The organism is Lyticum sinuosum (genome assembly GCF_034471385.1).
Lineage (GTDB): Bacteria > Pseudomonadota > Alphaproteobacteria > Rickettsiales > Midichloriaceae > Lyticum > Lyticum sinuosum.
In genome coordinates this window covers 26,490-48,035 of sequence record NZ_JARGYU010000003.1, presented here as the reverse complement: position 1 = coordinate 48,035, position 21,546 = coordinate 26,490, and the positions used below count along the sequence as shown (strand labels likewise).

Sequence of the window (21,546 nt, the reverse complement as noted above, 5' to 3'; positions counted from 1 at the left end):
ACTAAATATATTAAAAATAATGATAAAAAAATTAAATTAAATTTTGTATTATACAAAAATAAATAGATATTTTATCCCATTGTAATTATAATAACATCATCAATATATAATAAATGTTATTTTGATTGCTAATTACTTGTTGTTTATTTATAAATTTTGTAGTGTATCTACAAGTAATAAATTAAATACATCAATTATTTAAAATTAAGAATAAAAAATCTTTTAATTGAATGATTATAATGAAAAAAAATTTTAGAAAAGTATCATTTTTATCACTTATATTGCATTTTTTCTTATTTTCAACACTTCAAAGTGATAATTTACGAATAGAAAAGTGCTTTGCTGAAGAAATATTGTCTTCTCAGCAAAAAATATCTCCTCAAATAGATTTAGCAGATATTGTAGAGAAAGTTATGCCTGCTGTTGTTAATATATCAGTTGTTCAAAAAAGACATAAAATTCGTGATGATCAATATAATGATGAATTGCAAGAAATGTTGCGAGAATTCTTAGAAAGAAGGTTTGGTGTTAATCCAGAAGATGAGGGTGGACCAAAACGTCCTAATGTTTTAGGGTCTGGGTTTTTAATTGATCCAAGTGGATATATTGTAACAAATAATCACGTTGTAGATGGAGCAGAGGAAATTACTGTAACATTAAATAATAGTGGAGTAATGGGTTATAGAGCTAAATTAATAGGACAAGATAGTAAAACTGATCTTGCATTGATAAAAATAGAAAGCAAAGAAAATTTACCATATTTAAATTTTGATGATGTTTCAAAATTGAGAGTAGGAGATCCAGTATTTGCAGTAGGAAATCCATTTGGATTAGGTGGTACAGTAACCCAAGGGATAATATCTGCTAAATCTCGTGCAATTAATGCTAACGGATTAGGTGATGATATTCAAACTGATGCAGCAATTAATAGAGGAAATTCAGGAGGACCATTATGTAATAGTAAAACAGGAAAAGTTCTTGGTGTTAATTCTGCAATAGTAACAACTACAGGTGGAAGTCTTGGTATTGGATTTGCTGTTCCAGCTAGTATTGCAAGACCTGTAATTGAGCAATTAAAAACAACTGGTAAAGTTATTAGAGGATGGTTAGGTGTCAGAGTACAAATTGTAGATGATAATATTGCAAAAAGCATAGGCCTTAATAAGCCAATAGGAGGTTTAGTTGCAGAAGTGATACCAGATAGTCCAGCAGAAAAATCTGGAATTCAAGTTGGTGATGTTATAACAAAAATGGGAGATACAGAGATAACTATTATGAGTAGATTACCTAGAATTGTTGCTGAAATTCCAATAGGAACAAAAACTTATGCTGAAATATTTAGAGGTGGAAAATTTATAAAATTACCTATAATTATCGAAAAACCAAACAAAAAAGATCCTTTTTCTTCAGATGAAGAAGATGAGAGTTCTATTGTAAGCAATGATACAAATAATATCCTTGGTGTTAAAGTTTCAAACATTGACGATGAAACAAGATATAAATACTCTATCAAAAATAATGCAACAGGTGTTGTAATTAGCAAAGTAAAACCTAAGTCTTTGGCAAGTATGTTTGGAATAAAAGTTGGAGATGTTATTATGAGAGTTAATGAACTTACAATTAATAATACAGAATCATTTAATAAAGCTCTACAAGAAGTAGAAAAAAGTAATAAAGTATTTATGATGATTCTTTTAATGCGTGGTAATACTAAGTCTTTTATTACAATAGAAACTAATAGAGTATTAGATCAAAATGAATAAATAAAATAATTCATATATTACACATTATTTATCCATTTTTATAAAAATTTATAAAACCTTTTTGCTTTTTTAGCAAATGAATGATTTAAAACATGTTGCTATTATTATGGATGGCAACTTGCGTTGGGCAAAAAAAAATAATTTTTCTATAAAAAATGCTTATGAAAATGGGGCAAATACCGCAAAAAAAATCATATTATATGCTAAAAAAGTTCAAATTCAGTATATAACATTATTTGCTTTTTCAACAGAAAATTGGAAACGTGATAATAAAATAATAGAAATACTTATAGATATATTTTTTTCTTCTTTTGAAGAATATATTAAAAATATCAATTCTTCATTTAATGAAATAAAAATTAATTTTATTGGTAATAGAAAAGATTTTCCTCAAAAATTACAAGATCAAATGAAATATATAGAGAGTATTTATATACCAATGCCTAAAGTACATGTTAAAATAGCAATAAATTATGGTGGTAAAGAAGAAATAGAACAAGCATCATTAGAATTGCTTAATTATTACTTAAATGATAAAAATGATAAAAAAGATAACATATTACTAAAAAAAATTGATAATTATAAAAAAGACAACAAAAATTATAATAAATTTTTTTCTTTAAAATTATCTGATATAATATCTTCTGATCAATGGCCAGAACCAGATCTATTAATAAGAAGTGGTGGTGAAAAAAGATTAAGTAATTTTATGCTTTGGCACATTGCTTATACGGAATTATATTTTTGTGATATTTTATGGCCTGATTTTGATGAAATAGAATTTGACAAAGCTATAGCAGAGTATAAAAAAAGAATTAGAAAATATGGTGGATAGATAATTAAAATTATTAAAAAAATACAAAATAAAGAAAATAAAGGATTATAAAGAAAGAAATTAAAGGATTATAAAGAAAGAAATACAAAATAAAGAAAATAAAGGATTATAAAGAAAGAAATACAAAGAAAGAAATTAAAGGATTATAAAGAAAGAAATATAAAATAAAGAAAATAAAGGATTATAAAGAAAGAAATTAAAGGATTATAAATAAAGAAATATAAAATAAAGAAAATAAAGGATTATAAATAAAGAAATATAAAATAAAGAAATTAAAGGATTATAAAGAAAAAAATATAAAATTTAATTTTTTCCTGTTAAGAAACAATTTTTTAAAAAATCAAATGCTGTTAGAACAACATGAATGTATAATTTTAATTATATTTTCATTTTTTATTCAAATTTTTCTTTATCCAAGTTTAATAAAATTATTTCTTCTTTGGCAGAATGGAGGTCAACCAATAAGAGATGATGGTCCTAAATCACATATTATAAAAGCTGGAACTCCTACAATGGGTGGAATAGGAATAATATTTACAGTTATTATTACAACGATTATTTATATGTTATTTTATAATAAATCAGTAAATAATTCTCTAATTTGGGCATGTATATTTATACTTTCTAGTTATGGATTGATAGGATTTATTGATGATTATATTAAAATTAAATATCGTAATAGTTATGGAATTTCTGGTAAATCTAGATTAATTACACAATTTATATTAGCTTTAATATCTATTTTGTTTATGAAAATAAGTATATTAGATATTTCTGATTCTTTTCTTAATAAGATAATATATTATATTATTAATATATATAAGCATCATAATTATGTAAATTTTCCATTTAATATAAAGATTAATTTAGGAATCTTTTATTATTTTTTTGCTGCAATAGTCATTGTAGGAGCTGCAAATGCAACTAATTTAACAGATGGTTTAGATGGTTTAGTTTCAGTTCCGTTAATAATAAATTTTGCTTATTTTTCATTGATTTCTTGTGGAATTATAAAATATAGTAATATTAATCACGATTTATTAAATATATCATCAATATCTTATTTATCTTGTATATGTATTGGTAGTTGTTTAGGCTTTTTATGGTATAATGCTCATCCAGCTAAAATATTTATGGGTGATGTTGGTAGTCTTTCTCTAGGTGGAATAAGTGGAATGATAGCTGTTTCTCTAAATATTGAAATTTTATTTTTTTTTGCTAGTGGATTATTTGTTATAGAAGCTTTATCAGTAATAATACAAGTAGTATATTATCGTATTTATAAAAAAAGAATTTTTTTAATGGCCCCTATACATCATCATTATGAAAAAAGTGGTTTAACAGAGTCTCAAATAGTTATAAGATTTTGGATTTTATCTCTTATATTTCCATTATTCTCATTTATTCTTTTTAATTACAAATAAATCATTTCTATAAATAAATTATCAATATATTATGACTTCGCCTAAATTATCAAATAATATAGCTATAATTGGTTTAGGTAAAACTGGTCAATCTTTTCTTGATTTTCTTTTATTTGATCAAAATTATTCAAATTATTTTTTTAATCATAAAGATAAATATCATAAAAATCAGAATATATTTATAAAATGCAAAGAAGTATATTATTTATGTAATAATTTTAAAAAAAATATCATTTTATATGATGAAAACGAAAAATTAATAAAAGAATTAATTTTATCTTATCAAAATAAAATAAATACTGATAAGATATTAAATATTAATTTGACTGGATGTATTTTACCTAAAACATTAGAAGAATCTGAAACATCTTTATTAAATTATGGTATAAATATTATTTTATGCAGTCCTGGTATCCCATTTCAGCCAGAGATTACACATCCAATTTTAACAGCAGCATATAACTTGGATATAAAGTTTATATCAGATATAGATTTATTTTATATATTTAATTCTGATGCTAATTATGTAGGTATTACTGGGAGTAATGGAAAATCTACAGTTGTAAGTTTATTAGAAGAAGTATTTAATAAAGCAATTAAAAATCATCATAAATTAAATTATAATTTAAATAATAGTAATTTTTCAAATAATATTGAATATGTTTTTGTTGGTGGAAATTTAGGAAATCCAGTTTTATACTCTAACAGATTATCAAAAGGATTATATATTTTTGAATTATCTTCTTATCAGATTGATTATATCAAGTACGCAAAATTTGATGTTGTTGCATGTTTAAATATTAAACCTGATCATTTAGATCGATATGGAACAATAGATCATTATGTAAGATCAAAAAATAAAATTTTTTCTTTATTAAAAGAAAATGGAAAAATTATTCTTTCAGAAGAAATGATAAATTTCAAAAAAAATGATTTAAATAAAATTAAAATAGATAAAATTAACAATAAAATTGTTAAAACAGATAAAACATATAAAAGAAATATAAATGAGTATTCATTAATAACTCATTCTGATATTCATATTAAGATTTTTTGCTCTGTAATATTATGCTCTGCAAAAAAAATTTCATTAGATTTTAATTTGAATTTTTTAGATAAATCTAATTTATATAAATTATTTTACAATTCTATTTATTTTCCACTAATATTTGAGTGGAATAATATTCTATGGAAAAATTGGATTAATGACTATCAAGATGAATATATTTATGATATAAATAAATATAAAATATTATGTCATAGTTTTAACGAAATTGATAAAAAATTTAAAAATTATTCAGATATAAATAATAATTTTAAAATTCTTAATACAGTTCCAGGAAAACATAATAGTTTAAATATTGCAGTTGCTTTAGCCGTAGCTCTTCAATATAATATCAAATATGAGGATTTTTTTAAATATTCTGCAGAATTTAAATCACTTCCACATAGATTACAAATAATACGTAATTATAATGGAGTTTTATATATAAATGATAGCAAAGCTACAAATATAGATTCAACAGAAAAAGCACTATCTATGTTTTCTGACAAATCAGTGCATTTAATTATAGGAGGAATAACTAAAAATGAAGATTTATCAGAAATTTCATATTTATTTGAAAAAATTATAGTTGCTTATCTAATAGGTAAAAGTTCTGAGGAATTTGCAACAGTTTTTAATAAATATAATGTTAAATATTATAAATGTATTACTTTAGATAATGCATTAGAAAAATCAAAGATTATATCAAAACAAGGAGAAATTGTTCTTCTTTCCCCTGCTTGTTCTTCACATGATCAGTGGAGAAATTTTGAAGAAAGAGGTAATGCATTTATAAATATAGTAAATAATTGGTAAAACAAATTAATAATAATAATTAAATTGTTAAAAAATATATAAATTCTTAATATTTATTAAATATATAGAAAGTTTTTTATTTCATCTGATTTTATTGGATACTTGAAAATTATATCACTTGTTTTCTTAATTAATAACATTATTTTAGATATATCATTTAATTCATCTATATAAAGCGATTTTAATGAATTTTTTGAATTTATTAAATATAATAGAAAGTTTTTTATTTCATCTGATTTTATTGGATATTTGAAAATTATATCACTTGTTTTATTAATTAATAACATTATTTTAGATATATCATTTAATTCATCTATATGAAGCGATTTTAATGAATTTTTTGAATTTATTAAATATATAGAAAATTTTTTATTTCATCTGATTTTATTGGATACTTGAAAATTATATCACTTATTTTATTAATTGATAACATTATTTTAGATATATCATTTAATTCATCTATATGAAGCGATTTTAATGAATTTTTTGAATTTATTAAATATATAGAAAGTTTTTTATTTCATCTGATTTTATTGGATACTTGAAAATTATATCACTTATTTTATTAATTGATAACATTATTTTAGATATATCATTTAATTCATCTATATGAAGCGATTTTAATGAATTTTTTGAATGTAATTCATTATTATATTGAATTTAATATAAATATAATATTTCTTTTAAGAAGAAATTTTCTTTTAAGATTTCACTGCAATACTTTTAAGTAAAATTTTTTTTATTTCTTCACCAATTTCAATAGTTTTGTGATGTATTTTTCCTTCAACCATTAATCTAATTAATCTTTCTGTCCCTGATTTTCTAACTAAAATACGATAATCTTTATTTAAAGATATAACCTCATCTATCTCATTTTTTACATTCTGTATCATTAGTGGATTATCACCATAAAAATAAATATTATCATTATATTGTGGATAAAGTGGAAATATTTTATGAATTGAACTAGTTTTTTTCTTTACTCTTATTATATAAGAAAGTATATGAAGAGCAGCAACAATACCATCACTAACTATTCCATAATCAGAAATAATAATATGACCTGACTTTTCAGCACCTAAAGAACTATTATTTTTTTTCATAGCTTGAGCTACATTACGATCTCCAACTTTTGTTCTTATAATTGAAAAACCCATATCTTTAGCATAATCACATAATCCATCATTTGATGTATCTGTAATAATAATAGATTCATTTTTTTTCATTCTTTGATTATGTAGCAGTTCTAAAGCAATAACACCTATAATATGATCTCCATCAACTATTTCACCATTTTCATCACAAATACAAACTCTATCAGCATCACCATCAAGAGCAATGCCAATATCTGCTCTTGTTTCAATAACTTTAGATTGTAAACTTTGTGGATAAATAGATCCACACAAATTATTAATATTTAATCCATCTGGCTCATTATGAATAGGTATAACATTAGCGCCTAATTCCCAAAAAACAACAGGAGCTATTCTATAAGCAGCACCATTACCACAATCTACCACAATACGAAATCCTTGTAGATTAGTTTTGTTAGGTAGAGCACGCTTTACATGCTCTATATAACGACCTGGTGCATCATCTAATCTCAGAACCCTTCCTAACTTATTTGGAGGAGCAAGTTCTTCTTCAAAATGATTTCTTTCTATTAATTGACAAATTTCTTTTTCACAGTTCTCTGTAAGTTTTTCGCCATATTTGTTAAATAATTTAAATCCATTATCATGATGAGGGTTATGAGATGCAGTGATCATTATTCCAAAAGATACACGTAAAGATCGAATTAGTTTAGATATAGCAGGTGTTGGCATAGGACCAACTAAAATTACATCAATTCCTACTGATACTAAGCCTGCTATTAACGATGATTCTAATAAGTACCCAGATAACCTGGTATCTTTAGCTATAATAACATTAGTCTTACATTCATTATCTTCGCTACGCAGATATATTCCTGCTGCCATACCAAAACGAAGAATCATTTCTGCAGTTAATGGATATACATTAACTCTACCTCTTATTCCATCTGTTCCAAACACTTATAATAAAAATATAATGCAATTAATTAGTAATTGATATTTTATTATCTTATTTAAATAAAACAAGTGGAGTATAGTGAGGATATTTTTGAGCTATGTCAATAGCTTCTTGGCAATTTTTTTCAGAAAAAATTTCATATTTTATCCCTAGATTCTTTTCATATATATTCTTAAATACATGAACAGCGGTCATAAATCTTTCGTCATCATTTTCTTTATAATCAAAAATAAACGGAGCTGTATAATAAATTGAACGATTTAAGAGCATCTGTCTAGAAATTTTTGGATCTTGTCCGCTTGATAAACCAGAACTAATAATCATTGCTCCAAATCTACAGGCCTTTATTGATCTCGCTGTTATATCTCCACCTATGTTATCATAGCAGATTGTTGCTCCCAAATGTTGATATTCTTCTATAATATTTTTAACCCAATCTTGATTATAATAAAAAATTGCATCATAAGAAGCAGATCTTAAATTATTAAAATCTACACTATTATCACATATTCCTATAATTTTATTTGCTTTACGAAGACGACAATGTTGACTTATGAGAATACTAGAAGCTCTACTTGCACCATGTATTATTACATCACTTTTTGTATTCATTACATAAGTTCTAGTAGTAACAGCATGAGCATAACAAGCTTTATAATAGTTTGCAGCTAAATGATTTTCTTCTATATTATCTGGTATTCTATTAAGATAACGAATTTGAACGTTTTTATGCTCCGCTAAAGATCCTGGTTCACGAACATAATATATAACCTTTTCACCAATTGAGAAGTTAGATTTACTATCTCCATTTATATTTTCAATTATACCCAATGCACTATGCCCTATAGTATTTTTACCAAAGTATAATATATTTTCAATATCATAATCTTCAATTGGAACAGCTATATTTCTTATTAATGCATATCCAGGTTCTAATAAAGGTAATGATATTTTTTCTTTTGTTACTTTTAATGATTTATCAGATTTTGTGATCTTAAAAGTTGTTGTGTGCATATATTCAAATATAATTATGGAAAATACAAAAATGCTAGTAAAAATAATATTAATCAATAAATCTACACATTTAATGATTAGTTATATATCTGATACTATTATATATCTGATACTATTTTAAAAGATATAACATATTATATATATAATAATAATATTTATCTTTTATAATTTCCACTATATTAACAAATTTATGAATACAATTAATAATTCTTATATGGAAGAAAATTTATTTTTATATGAAGATGTAATAATTAATACAATAAATAAATTTAATATTAATAAAAATAATATAAAATCGATTCTTAAATATTTTCCCAAAAATATTTTAAATAATATTGATTTTCAAAATGAAAAAGAAAAAGTATTAAAAAAATATGTCAAAATTCTTAATAAATACGATTATATTGTAATAATAGCAGTTGGAGGATCAATTTTAAGTATAAAAGCAATATTATCTTTAATAGAAGAGCATAATTTTTATTTTGACAAAGTAAATTTTTCTAAAATAATATTAATTGATAACCAAGATCAGATTATCTTACATAAAACTTTATTAAAGATTATTGAGAAGGATATAGCTATTATTACTATAAGTAAGAGTAATATCTCTATAGAAGTATTTTCAATGGTAAATTATATTATGAATTTATATTCAGATACTAATAATTTACCTCTTTGGATTCATATTGGGCAGTCTAGTAATGAAAATATTAATCAATATATCAGAAAAGACCATCAAGAAATATCATCTATATTAGAGCAAAATATTATATCAGAAAATAAAATATCATTAGATTTAAACTCTACTAAAAATTCTGTTAGTACTGTTAAAGAAATTTTCTCATTATTTAATTCTAAATTTTGTACAATAAAATTATTTCCTGATGAATTTATTGAATATGATGAAACAGTAACTGGTAGATTTAGTGTTTTTTCTACACCATCTTTATTGATAATAATGCTATTAGGATATAATACTAATGAGTTTTATTATGGAGCACAATTAGCATATAATGATTTTTTAACAAATTATTTAAAAATTAATAATTTTATTAGAGATATTGCAATAACAATAACATCATTATATCATAATTTAAATAATATATATTTATCTAATAATAATTCTCTTTATCAATTTAATATCTGGAAAAATATATTATATATTGAAAGTTTGGGAAAAAAAGAAGATTTATATATATCTTTAAACAGTTTAACAATAAATTGTTTTCAACATAATTATATTGAATATTTTATCAATTCTAAGAATAAAACAATTATACATATTTTTATATCTAATGATATTGATGATTATGATAATATAAATAATAATTCTAAATATATTGTTAATAATCAGTTTTTTGCAAAAAATCAGATATTAAAAATACAATCTGTATCGATTAAAACAATAATACAAACTTTAAAAGATAATTCATGTCCTTATATTTTATCTAAAATTCCTATAAACAATTTACAATCAATAGGGTATAATTTTGCTGAATCAATTATCAAAGTATTTATTATTGGATATTTATTAAATATAAATATTTTTGAACAAAATATAATTGATTTTGTAAAAAAAGAAATTTTTAAAAAAATATTATATTAATTTTATTATTATTATATAAAGTATTTATTATTAGATATTTATTAAATATAAATATTTTTGAACAAAATATAATTGATTTTGTAAAAAAAGAAATTTTTAAAAGAATATTATATTAATTTTATTTTTATTATATAAAGTATTTATTATTGGATATTTATTAAATATAAATATTTTTGAACAAAACATAATTGATTTTGTAAAAAAAGAAATTTTTAAAAAAATATTATATTAATTTTATTTTTATTATATAAAGTATTAATAATAAATTATTCATTATTTTTTAGTATTTTAATTTTAATATTATTTTTTATTAATACATATTAAAAATATTTCTGCTGAATTTTTATAACTTGATTCTGGTTTAAATATTTTTACTCTAGAAAAAATATTTTCAGCTTGTTTTATAATTTCATTAGTTTCTTTATTATTTAATAATTTACATAAAAGATTTCCTGTAGGTATCATATTTTGTTTTGCAAAGCAAAAAACATCATTTAAAATAATATTCATAGTTGCTTGATCTAAATCTTTATTTCCAGAAGATGACGGAGCCATATCACTTAAAATTAATCCTATTTTTTGAGAAATAACTTTTAAAATATCAGATATAGTATTAGAATTTGTAAAATCACCTGTTATTATTTTTGTATTTGGTACAAAATCAATTTTTTGTTTATCTAAACCTATAATTTCTCTATTTTTATGTTTTTGATAAATTTTCTTACCTTCTGGAATAAATAATTTAATATTTAATTTTTTATTAAAATATTTTTTATCTATTTTCTTTTTTTCATCCATTTTTGTTGGATATTTAAAAATTATATCACTTGTTTTATTAATTGATAACATTATTTTAGATATATCATCTAATTCATCTATATTAAAAGATTTTAATGAATCTTTTGAATGTGATTCGTTATTAACATTATTAATATTATTATATTGATCATAAAGTAAATAACTTAAAATTTGTAACCAACTACCAGGAGCACAACCTAGATCAATAATCGAAGATCTTACTGGAGAATTCGCAATTATTTTATATTTTCTCTCTATTTCAAGAAGTTTATAAGCTGCTCTTGAACGATAACCATCTTCTTTAGCAGCAGCAACATATGGATCATTTAAATGACGTTTAAGCCATTGTTGTGATGAAATACCGCATTTTTTATTGATTTTTACTTTAATCCTAGATTTATTATATATTACAGATTTAATCTTATTTGGTATCATTTTATCAAATTAAAAAAATTATATTTATAAATATATAATAAAATATATAATAATTTAAAGATTTACCAGCATAAAAGTACTATATTAGTAATATAATAAATTTAATATTAGTCTTTTAATTATTAGTTCTTAAAAATTATACTTGAGAAGATATTAACCTTGCTAATGGTATACGATATGGTGAACAAGAAATATAATCTATTTGCAAACTGTTTATAAATGGAATAGATTCAGGATTTCCTGCATGTTCACCACAAATTCCTATTTTAATTTTAGGATTAGATGATCTGGCTTTATTTATAGCTATTTTTAATAATTCTCCAACAGTTGACTGTTCAATAGTTACAAATGGATCATTATTCCAAATTTTTTTATTAACATATGTTGCAATAAAGTTTGCACTATCATCGCGTGATAATCCTAAAGTAGTTTGAGTAAGATCATTAGTACCAAAACTAATAAAATCACAAATTTCAGCAATTCTATCTGCTTGTAAAGCTGCACAAGGAAGCTCAATCATAGCACCAAATTTATAGCTTATTTTAGATAATGAGTTTTTTAGATCATTATCATTTAAACTTTCACAAAAATCATCAAATGTATCTTGAACTAATTTTTTACATATAGCTAATTCATTTACATTTGATACAAGAGGAATCATAATCTCAGGATATAATTCATATTCTGATACTTTTCTTTCTGAAACTAGTTTAGATATAGCACACAAAATAGCTCTAACTTGCATTATATATATTTCAGGATAAGTTATTGCTAGACGACAACCACGATGTCCTAACATAGGATTATGCTCTTTTTTAATAGCTAAAGATAATTTCACATCAGATTCAATTGAATTACTTTGTATACAAAATTCTTTAATTTCTTTATCATCGTGTGGTAAAAATTCATGAAGTGGTGGATCAAGTAATCTAATAGTAACAGCTTTTCCTTTACTAATTTCAAATATTTTTTCAAAATCATGTTGTTGATATTTCTCAAGAATATCAAGATTAAATACTCTATCTGAATGATCTTTTGATAGAATCATTTTTCTCATATAAAAAATCCGTTCTGGAGAAAAAAACATATGTTCTGTTCTACATAATCCTATAGCTGTTGCTCCCAAACTAAATGCAGATTCTATATCTCCAATTGTTTCAGCATTAGCATGAATATCGATTTTTTTATACTCATTTATCCAAGAATTAATCATTTCAAATTCATAAGGAATATTTGAAGCTATAATAGGTATTTGTCCTAAATATATCTCACCTTTAGTACTATCCATACTTAAATATGTTCCACTGGGAAACTTTTCTCCATTAATATGTATGTTTTTACCATCAACAAATAATCCAGAAACACTGCATATACAAGATTTTCCCATACCTCTAGCAACAACAGCTGCATGAGATGTCATTCCACCTCGTGCTGTAATTATCCCATCAGCAACAGCAATTCCTGACATATCCTCTGGGCTAGTCTCATTGCGTACTAAAATAACTTTACCCATTTTAGCCATTAATTCTGCATCTTTAACATTAGTTGCTACCATTCCTACAGCAGCTCCTGGAGAAGCTGGTAATCCACAAGTTAATGGAGGAATTTTTATGAATGAGTAATCTAAACCACAATGAAGTAATTGTTCAAATGTTTGAATTGGAATTATTTTTAAAGCTTGCTTTTTATTAATAATTTTTTCTTCTACCATATCATTAGCTATCTTTAATGAAGCTAACGAAGAACGTTTTCCAGATCTACTCTGAAGAATCCATAGCCTTCCGTTTTCTACAGTAAACTCTATATCTTGCATATCTCCATAAAAATATTCTAGTTTTTTAGAAATATTCTTAAGTTTTACAAAAACATCTGGCATAAGTCTTTCCATAGATTCTGGTATACTAATAGATAAATCTTCATTATTTATAATTTGCCAAGATTTTTCCATTTTTATACTAATTGGTAAACTATTTTTAATACCAGATACTATATCTTCACCTTGGGCATTTAATAAAAATTCACCAAAGATTTCATTATCACCATTTGATGGATTACGTGAAAAAATTACACCAGTACAACTTTTTTCACTCAAATTTCCAAAAACCATAGCTTGTACTGTAACTGCTGTACCTAAATCTTCAGATATATTATATATTTCTCTATATTTAATTGCTCTCTTAGATTGCCATGAATCTAGAACAGCTTTAATTGCTCTAAACAATTGATCATATACATTTTGAGGGAAATCTTCTTTTGATTGTTCTAAAATGATATTCTTATAGGTATTAATTAACTTTTTAAGTCCATCAACAGAAACATGGTGATCACTTGTAACTCCTTCTGAAATTTTTAAATAATCAAATGGCAAATCAAAAAGATTTGATTCAATTTGCATTACGGTTGTGCCAAACATATGTAATAAACGTCTATAACTATCATATGCAAACCTAGGATTGTTATATTTTTTAGATAATCCTTCAACAATTTCATCGTTTAAACCAATATTTAATATTGTATCCATCATACCAGGCATTGATATTGGAGCTCCTGAGCGAACAGAAATCAATAAAGGATTATCAATACTACCAAAAACTAAAGATAATGTATCTTCTAATGATTGAATTGCATGTTTAATTTTATTTTCAACTTCTGATGGAATAGAATTATAACTATTATAATAAGAACATAAACTTGTGTTAACAATAAAACCAGGAGGAACATCTATACCTAAACAACTCATAGTTATTAAGGCTGATCCTTTTCCACCCCAAATTTTTTTATCTACAATTAATTCTACTGTTTCTTTATTAAAGTTTTCATTTAAAATTTGTGTTATTTCTTTAGAATAATGAGAAAAATTAAAAATTATTCTATCTAAAGAGTTCTGATCTGAGAAATGCTTCATAAATATACTATTTGCATTATAAAATTTTATATATTTTTATATCTCTATATTTTTATTATTTTTAGCTTTTATATTACTCAATAAATCGATATTGATAAAAATATAATATTATTTTAATACTATTTTTTAATATTATAACATTATAATATTATTTTTTAATATTTTAGATTTAATTTTTATTTTTTAGCAGTAATATCATCTATATTATTAATATTTTTATCTATTTTTTTATTATGATTGATAATAATAAAATTTGTTAATATTATTATTATAGCAGCAGAAATAGTTTTTACTAATGGAACTTCAGAAAAAATAGAATAATTTATAGCTATCATAATTGGTAAGCGTAAATAACCCATTATTAATAAACTATTAACACTAAGATTTTTATAAGATAAAAAAATAGTAAATACAACTCCTATTCTAATAAATCCTAAATAAAAAGCAAAAATTATTTCATTATAAGGAATTTTTGTAATATTTGGAATTATCATTGGAGATGATATTATAACACTAGCCAAAAATACAATGAATCCTTGTAAAATTAAATCATCTGTTGATGATTGTTTTTTGCAAATTATTTCATACCCACCCCAACAAATAGAAGGAATAAGACCAATAAGTATGTTAATAATCGATATAATTTTATTTTCTTCTTTTAAAGAAAAAAAGACAGCTAATATACAAATAATTATTCCAAATACCGATGATAAGCGAATTTTTTCTAAATCTAAAATATGAGAAATAATAAGTGGTGATACAAGTCCTAAATATCCTATCAAAGTGACTTCATATGCGCCTAATTTTTTTGATATATAAGACCATACAGTCATTGCTATAAGTGATAGAATTGCTCTTACAAAATACCATTTGATATCTATTTGTGATATAGCTTGATATAGGGTTTGATTTCCATTTTTTCTATAAGGCTTAGTTGTGATTAACCATATAATAATTACACAAGTAGCAGATAAATTGGCAAAATATATTTGTTCAAATATACCGATTTTTGGATTTCTATGAACAAAAACCAATGTTATTATTGCAGATAGTATTAAACAGAATATTTTACTTAGTATTCCATTTAATCTACTTGAAATTGAAATCATCCCAAAATTCTAAGAGAAACACTTATATTAGCTATATAATTGCAGTTAGTAATAATACAAGGATAAAAAATGAGATAACTTTGTGGAGCGGGTGATGGGAATCGAACCCACGCAGCCAGCTTGGAAGGCTGGGACTCTACCATTGAGCTACACCCGCTAATAAAGCACAGATTGAATGTGCGTTTGTAGATAACACTTATATTATTAAACTTACGTAACACGCAACAAACTAATATAAGTTATTTCATTAGAAATTTTTTATCATAATTTATTACTGTTTGTCAAATATATTACAAAGTAAATTGTATAAAAATTTATTATTGTTTATTATTGGTTATTTTTTTTTATTTTATTATACCTAATATAAAATATAATTACGAATATAACTAGAAAAAATATGATATAATTCATTTTTTCAACATAATAATTAATTAAATCTTGATTATTACCTATAGTTATACCAATTAATATTAAAATTAGAACCCATAATGTTCCACCCAATGAACTATAAATAAAGAATTTCTTAAAATCCATTTGAGCTAATCCTGGAGGAAATGATATAAAATGTTTTATACCAGGTGCAATTCTACCGATAAATACAGAAAAAGGACCATGTTTTTGAAAAAAAGATTCCATTTTTTGCATTTTTTTATCATCAAAAAAGAAATATTTTCCATAACGCAATAATGCATTTCTACCGTATTTAAAAGCAACATAATAACTAGTCATTGATCCCATTACATTTCCTGCAGCACTTATAATTAATAATATCCAAAAATTAAATTCACCTTTTGATACTAAAAAACCAGCAGGTATTAGCGTTATTTCATTTGGAATTGGAATTAATGTTCCTTCTATGAATGTCATAAGAAAAATACCTATATATCCCATTTTTTCAACAAGATCAACTATATATAAAAGTAATTCATTCATCTGATAATAAGTAAAATTTTATAAAATTGCGCTTAATTATAACATTTACAATACTCAATATAACAGTAACTCTTATATTAAGATACCATAATTAATATCATGTATCACAATTAATCAATTAATATATATAAAATCTATTCACATTTTAATTAAATGATAGTAATAGATTTTTAATATATAACTATACTATTGTTAGTAATATGAATATTAAAGAATTCAAATAATAATATTATATTATTATATAATAAAAAATTTATAATAAATTAGATTTTATGTCAGATATATTAAATGAAGTTATAGATCAAGAAAATAATGAAAAAGTATACAAATTATCGACTTTTTTTATCAAAATAATTATTATAATAGGTATTTTTGCTATACTTGTAGCAATTTTTTTTTCATGGCAAAAGAATGAAAAAATTGAAATTGCAAAGCAAGATAGTGATGATCTAATGAATGCTCTTCATAAAATAAATTGGGATAATAAAGAATCTATTGAATCAACAATTGCTGATATTAATAAAATAGCTGATGCAGATAAGTCTGCGTATGCTATCTTTGCACGTCTTTACATAGGAATGATAGAATCTATAACAAATAGCTCATCACGCTGTATTATAGAATACAAAAAAATTGCTAACAATACAAAATATGATAAAACTCTGAGGGATTTTGTTTGGTTTAGCGCTATATCTGGTGAACTTAAATATGATCTTATTAAACCACAAGAAGCAATAAAAGAACTTGAAAAATTTGATAATTCTAATAAACCGTTTTATGCATCAGCATCTATTCTTCATGCTATTTTACTTTCAGAAATAGGAAAAACAGATGAGGCATATTCTCTTGCTAAAAAAATTGCTGATGATAAAACTATAGGTGTTAGTAAAATCAATAATATTGCAGATAAAATCAGGATTTATTTTAAGTATAATAAAGATTTTACAAAAAATACAGACTCTCAAACTAATAATAGAAATATTAATCTTAATAACCAAAATATTTTACATAAAGAAGAAAAATAAAGTTAATATAAATAATATTAATATAAATAGAGTTAATATAAATAAAGTGGAAGAGAATAAAATAATTTGATGTAAAACTATAGGTGTTAGTAAAATCAATAATATTGCAGATAAAATCAGGATTTATTTTAAGTATAATAAAGATTTTACAAAAAATACAGACTCTCAAACTAATAATAGAAATATACAATCTGAAAAAAGATAAAATAAAATTTTTATTTTTTATTTAATTGTAAAATTATATTTACTAAACATATCTTCTAAAGTGAAATAATAATTTGATTTACTGTTGATATTATGATCATGGTTTAAATCGTTAATTTTTTTATTTAAATTATTGATACTAAAATCATTATTTTCATTACTTTTATTATTTTCATTACTTGTATTTAAATTATCTCTTAAAGATATCATTTGCTCTGCTACTTCTTTCTCACCTATAGTTATGATAAGTGGAACTTTAGACATGGTATTTTTACGTATTTTATAGCTTACTGTTTCATTTACAAAATCTATTTTCACTCTTATTCCTACTGAAAACATTTTTTTAAATATTTCTTTTGCATATTGTATAACATTATCATGATTATTAACTGTTATAATTACAACTTGTAAAGGTGCTAACCATAATGGTAACCAACCAGCATAATGTTCTATCATAATTGCGATAAATCTCTCTAATGAACCAAAAATTGCACGATGTATCATAACAGGATGTTTTTTTTGTCCATCTTTTCCTATATAGAATGCATTTAGTCGATTTGTCATATTAAAATCTACTTGAATTGTTCCCATTTGCCAATCTCTTCCTAGAGCATCACGTAAATGAAATTCTATTTTTGGCCCATAAAATGCTCCTTCACCATGATTCCAAACATATGGAATACCAATTTCATTTAATCCATTTGATAATGCTTTTTCAGATTTATCCCATATTTCATTATCACCAATACGCTTTTCAGGACGATCAGCAATTTTCACAATAATGTCTTTAAATCCGCATTCTTCATAAACTAAAAACACCATTTTACACATTTGCATTACTTCTTCTTGTATTTGCTCTTCAGTACAAAATGAATGTGCATCATCTTGTGTAAATCCTCTTGCTCTCATTAATCCATGGAGTGCTCCAGAAGGTTCATATCGATATACTTTTCCAAATTCAGAAAATTTTATAGGTAGATCTCTATAGCTCACACTACCAAGATGGTTAAAGACTTGAATTCCACCAGGGCAATTCATTGGTTTTATTACATAATTCTTATGTTGTTCATCATGGCTATGTGCTGTAAACATATTTTCGCTAAATTTTTCCCAGTGACCTGATTGTTCCCATAAAATTTGCTCCATTATTTCCGGAGTAGATATCTCAAGATAACCATATTCTCTTTGTTTATATCTCATATACTGAACAAGTGTTTTAAAAATAGCCCATCCATTAGGATGCCAAAAAGTGACACCTGGTGCACTCTCTTGAAAGTGAAATAATCCCATTTGCTGTCCTATATTTCTATGATCTCGTTGTTCTGCTTCTTTAATTAAAGTGAGATATTTATTTAATTCTTCATAATTACGCCATGCAGTCCCATATATTCTCTGTAACATTTGGTTTTTACTATTTCCACGCCAATATGCTCCTGATATTTTTGTTAACTTAAAAGCTTTTAAATATGATGTTGATTGACCATGTGGACCTCTACACAAATCATAAAAATTTCCTTGCTGATATATACTAATATTATCATTTTCTGATAAATCTTTAATAATTTCTACTTTATAATTTTCTTTTTTAGATGAAAAAAACTCTATAGCACTCTTTTTATCTACAAATTGTTTTATGAATTTATCGCCTCTTTTAATGATGTGCCACATTTGTGCTTCTATTTTATCTAACTCTTCTATAGATATATGATGTGGTGAATCTATATCATAATAAAATCCGTCTTTAATATTTGGACCTATTGCTATTTTAGCTTCAGGATATAATTCTTTTATTGCTTGGGCTAAAACATGAGCAGTATCATGACGAATAATTTCTAATCCTTCATCATCATCTATAGTAATAATTTTTACGGTAGCATCTGATGTTATTATATCTGTTAAATCACATAATTTGTTATTTATCATAATAGCTAATGCTTTTTTTGCTAGAGATTTGCTTATACTCCCTGCTATTTCTAAGCCATTAACACCTGATTTATGGGTTGTTATTTTTCCATCAGCAAGCTTTATATCTATCATAATATCTGTCATATAAATTAGGAATTTAATTAATAAATGTTAATATAGAATAAAAATATCATTTTGTTAAATTATTTGAGAAAGAAAATTTCCTGATAATTTTAAATCTTACAAACAAAATTTACAAATAAGATTTACAAAATAAAATTATAAGTATCAATTATATGTATAGGAAGACTATATATAAAAAATTTTTATATAATTTATATTATAAATAATTTTATACTTTTTTATACTTTTTTTTAAATATTTAAAATTATTATGAAATAATTCTGTTTTATTTCGTAACATCTTGTTTATTTAATTAATTATTTGAATTAACAAATTAATATCTTATTTAGTTAACTATTTAAGTATTTTGTTAATGAACAAATCCAAGATGCTGCTGCAATACATGCAGTTTCTGCACGCATTATATTCTCTGAAACAGTTATGACAATAAATTCAGTTTTATTGTCAGATAAATTATTACTGATCAACGCATAATCAATAAATGTTTGACGATCTTTATCACTCCAACCTCCCTCAGGGCCAATATATACAAAATAGTTTGATATTATTTTTTTAATCCTATTTTTTAAAGAAGATTCTTCTATTATCCATTCTAATAATGGTTTTATTAAAAATTTTTGATTTATTTCTTGATATAATTTTATTTTACTTGGTATTTCAAAAATAATAATAGTATTTTTATTATTAAAACAAGATTCTATATTATTTTCACTTTTTATATTATTATTTAATATATTATTTTCACTTTTTATATTATTATATATATTGTTATTTTTATTATTAATTAATATATCTAAGTTTTGATGAATTGTTTGAACATCATAAATATTTGGAATTGTTAATCTATTACTTTGTTCAGTTGCTCCTATAGCAATACGATTTATTTTTTCAATATTAATAGTACGAACTATACATTTATCACTTATAATAGGGAATAACCCATCAATTCCTAATTCTGTAGCTTTTTCAATAACTAAAGAATTATTAGATAATTTTAATAAACTAAAGCATAAATATGCTTTATTATTCTTTTTATCTGGTGATTTTTCTAATTGATAAATTTTTTCTACAATATATTCATTGCGTCCTTTAAATTTTATTTCTGCATAAAATTCTCCATCTATTTGATTAAATATAGATATAAAATCTCCATTCTTTAAACGAAGGACATTTATAAGATGATGTTTCTGTTCACTAGAAAGGTAATTTATATCTTTTATATTTTTCATATATACTCTATATAAATTATCTTTTATTACTATTTTCTCTTTCATATTTTTTTGTATGTTTTTTATATGTTTTTTATATGTTTTTTAAGTGTTTTTTATATGTTTTTTAAGTGTTTTTTAGGATGTTGTAAAACATAAATTAGTAAAATATATGATTTAATATGTCTTTTATTTCGTTTTAAATAAGCAAATAATCATTCAATCTTAAATATTATAATCACAAAATAATCAATATTAATAATAAATAATACAAAAAAATGTATATTTAATTATAATTTTATTAATTAATAAAATTAATTATTTT

The 21,546-nt window shown here is 23.2% G+C and carries 14 protein-coding genes and 1 tRNA gene; 6 read left to right on the top strand and 9 right to left on the bottom strand.

The annotated features are described in order from the left end of the window. Window positions 1–239 precede the first annotated feature (239 nt). The 4 genes from Lyticum_RS03455 to Lyticum_RS03440 all read left to right on the top strand — a co-directional run bounded on the left by Lyticum_RS03455 (window position 240) and on the right by Lyticum_RS03440 (window position 5,883). Window positions 240–1,763, top strand: a complete 1,524-nt coding sequence (locus Lyticum_RS03455) for a Do family serine endopeptidase (protein WP_322498943.1) — start codon at window positions 240–242, stop codon at window positions 1,761–1,763. A 76-nt stretch (window positions 1,764–1,839) separates the two neighbouring features. Next, a complete protein-coding gene (uppS, locus tag Lyticum_RS03450) occupies window positions 1,840–2,598 on the top strand; it encodes a polyprenyl diphosphate synthase (protein WP_322498942.1) in 759 nt (252 codons plus the stop codon). Between the two features lie 344 nt (window positions 2,599–2,942). Next, window positions 2,943–4,022: a phospho-N-acetylmuramoyl-pentapeptide-transferase gene (gene mraY / locus Lyticum_RS03445; protein WP_322498941.1), complete on the top strand. Its 1,080-nt coding sequence runs from the start codon at window positions 2,943–2,945 to the stop codon at window positions 4,020–4,022. 31 nt (window positions 4,023–4,053) lie between these two features. Next, entirely contained in the window at window positions 4,054–5,883 is a 1,830-nt protein-coding gene (locus Lyticum_RS03440; protein ID WP_322498940.1) for a Mur ligase family protein, read from the top strand. Window positions 5,884–6,584: 701 nt separating this feature from the next. On the opposite strand, the gene glmM is transcribed toward Lyticum_RS03440, so the two are convergent. Both glmM and Lyticum_RS03430 read right to left on the bottom strand, forming a co-directional pair. Next, the gene (gene glmM / locus Lyticum_RS03435) at window positions 6,585–7,937 is read right to left on the bottom strand and encodes a phosphoglucosamine mutase (RefSeq protein ID WP_322498939.1); all 1,353 of its coding nucleotides are present in this window, start codon (window positions 7,935–7,937) and stop codon (window positions 6,585–6,587) included. Between the two features lie 49 nt (window positions 7,938–7,986). Further along, window positions 7,987–8,949 carry a zinc-binding dehydrogenase gene (locus Lyticum_RS03430; RefSeq protein WP_322498938.1) on the bottom strand — a complete coding sequence of 321 codons (963 nt, stop codon included), beginning with the start codon at window positions 8,947–8,949 and terminating at the stop codon, window positions 7,987–7,989. Window positions 8,950–9,139: 190 nt separating this feature from the next. On the opposite strand from Lyticum_RS03430, the gene Lyticum_RS03425 reads away from it, so the two are divergent. Beyond that, window positions 9,140–10,555, top strand: coding sequence for a hypothetical protein (locus Lyticum_RS03425; protein ID WP_322498937.1), 1,416 nt, complete (start codon window positions 9,140–9,142; stop codon window positions 10,553–10,555). A gap of 300 nt (window positions 10,556–10,855) precedes the next feature. On the opposite strand, the gene Lyticum_RS03420 is transcribed toward Lyticum_RS03425, so the two are convergent. The 5 genes from Lyticum_RS03420 to Lyticum_RS03400 form a co-directional block, all read right to left on the bottom strand. Continuing rightward, on the bottom strand, window positions 10,856–11,788 hold the full coding sequence (locus Lyticum_RS03420) for an RlmE family RNA methyltransferase (RefSeq protein ID WP_322498936.1): 933 nt from the start codon (window positions 11,786–11,788) through the stop codon (window positions 10,856–10,858). Window positions 11,789–11,924: 136 nt separating this feature from the next. After that, a complete protein-coding gene (gene ppdK / locus Lyticum_RS03415) occupies window positions 11,925–14,693 on the bottom strand; it encodes a pyruvate, phosphate dikinase (RefSeq protein ID WP_322498935.1) in 2,769 nt (922 codons plus the stop codon). 176 nt (window positions 14,694–14,869) lie between these two features. Beyond that, window positions 14,870–15,802 (bottom strand): EamA family transporter, encoded by a 933-nt coding sequence (locus Lyticum_RS03410; RefSeq protein WP_322498934.1) that lies wholly within the window; start codon window positions 15,800–15,802, stop codon window positions 14,870–14,872. A gap of 83 nt (window positions 15,803–15,885) precedes the next feature. Continuing rightward, a tRNA-Gly gene (locus Lyticum_RS03405) sits at window positions 15,886–15,959 on the bottom strand. Between the two features lie 170 nt (window positions 15,960–16,129). Next, a complete protein-coding gene (locus Lyticum_RS03400; RefSeq protein WP_322498933.1) occupies window positions 16,130–16,735 on the bottom strand; it encodes a DedA family protein in 606 nt (201 codons plus the stop codon). A 272-nt stretch (window positions 16,736–17,007) separates the two neighbouring features. Between Lyticum_RS03400 and Lyticum_RS03395 the strand changes: the two genes are divergently transcribed. Continuing rightward, on the top strand, window positions 17,008–17,760 hold the full coding sequence (locus Lyticum_RS03395) for a DUF2659 family protein (RefSeq protein WP_322498932.1): 753 nt from the start codon (window positions 17,008–17,010) through the stop codon (window positions 17,758–17,760). 222 nt (window positions 17,761–17,982) lie between these two features. Here Lyticum_RS03395 and thrS read toward each other — a convergent pair whose 3' ends face one another. Both thrS and Lyticum_RS03385 read right to left on the bottom strand, forming a co-directional pair. Continuing rightward, window positions 17,983–20,013 (bottom strand): threonine--tRNA ligase, encoded by a 2,031-nt coding sequence (gene thrS, locus Lyticum_RS03390; protein WP_322498931.1) that lies wholly within the window; start codon window positions 20,011–20,013, stop codon window positions 17,983–17,985. A 329-nt stretch (window positions 20,014–20,342) separates the two neighbouring features. Next, a complete protein-coding gene (locus Lyticum_RS03385; RefSeq protein WP_322498930.1) occupies window positions 20,343–21,287 on the bottom strand; it encodes a 16S rRNA (uracil(1498)-N(3))-methyltransferase in 945 nt (314 codons plus the stop codon). Between the last annotated feature and the right edge of the window lie 259 nt (window positions 21,288–21,546).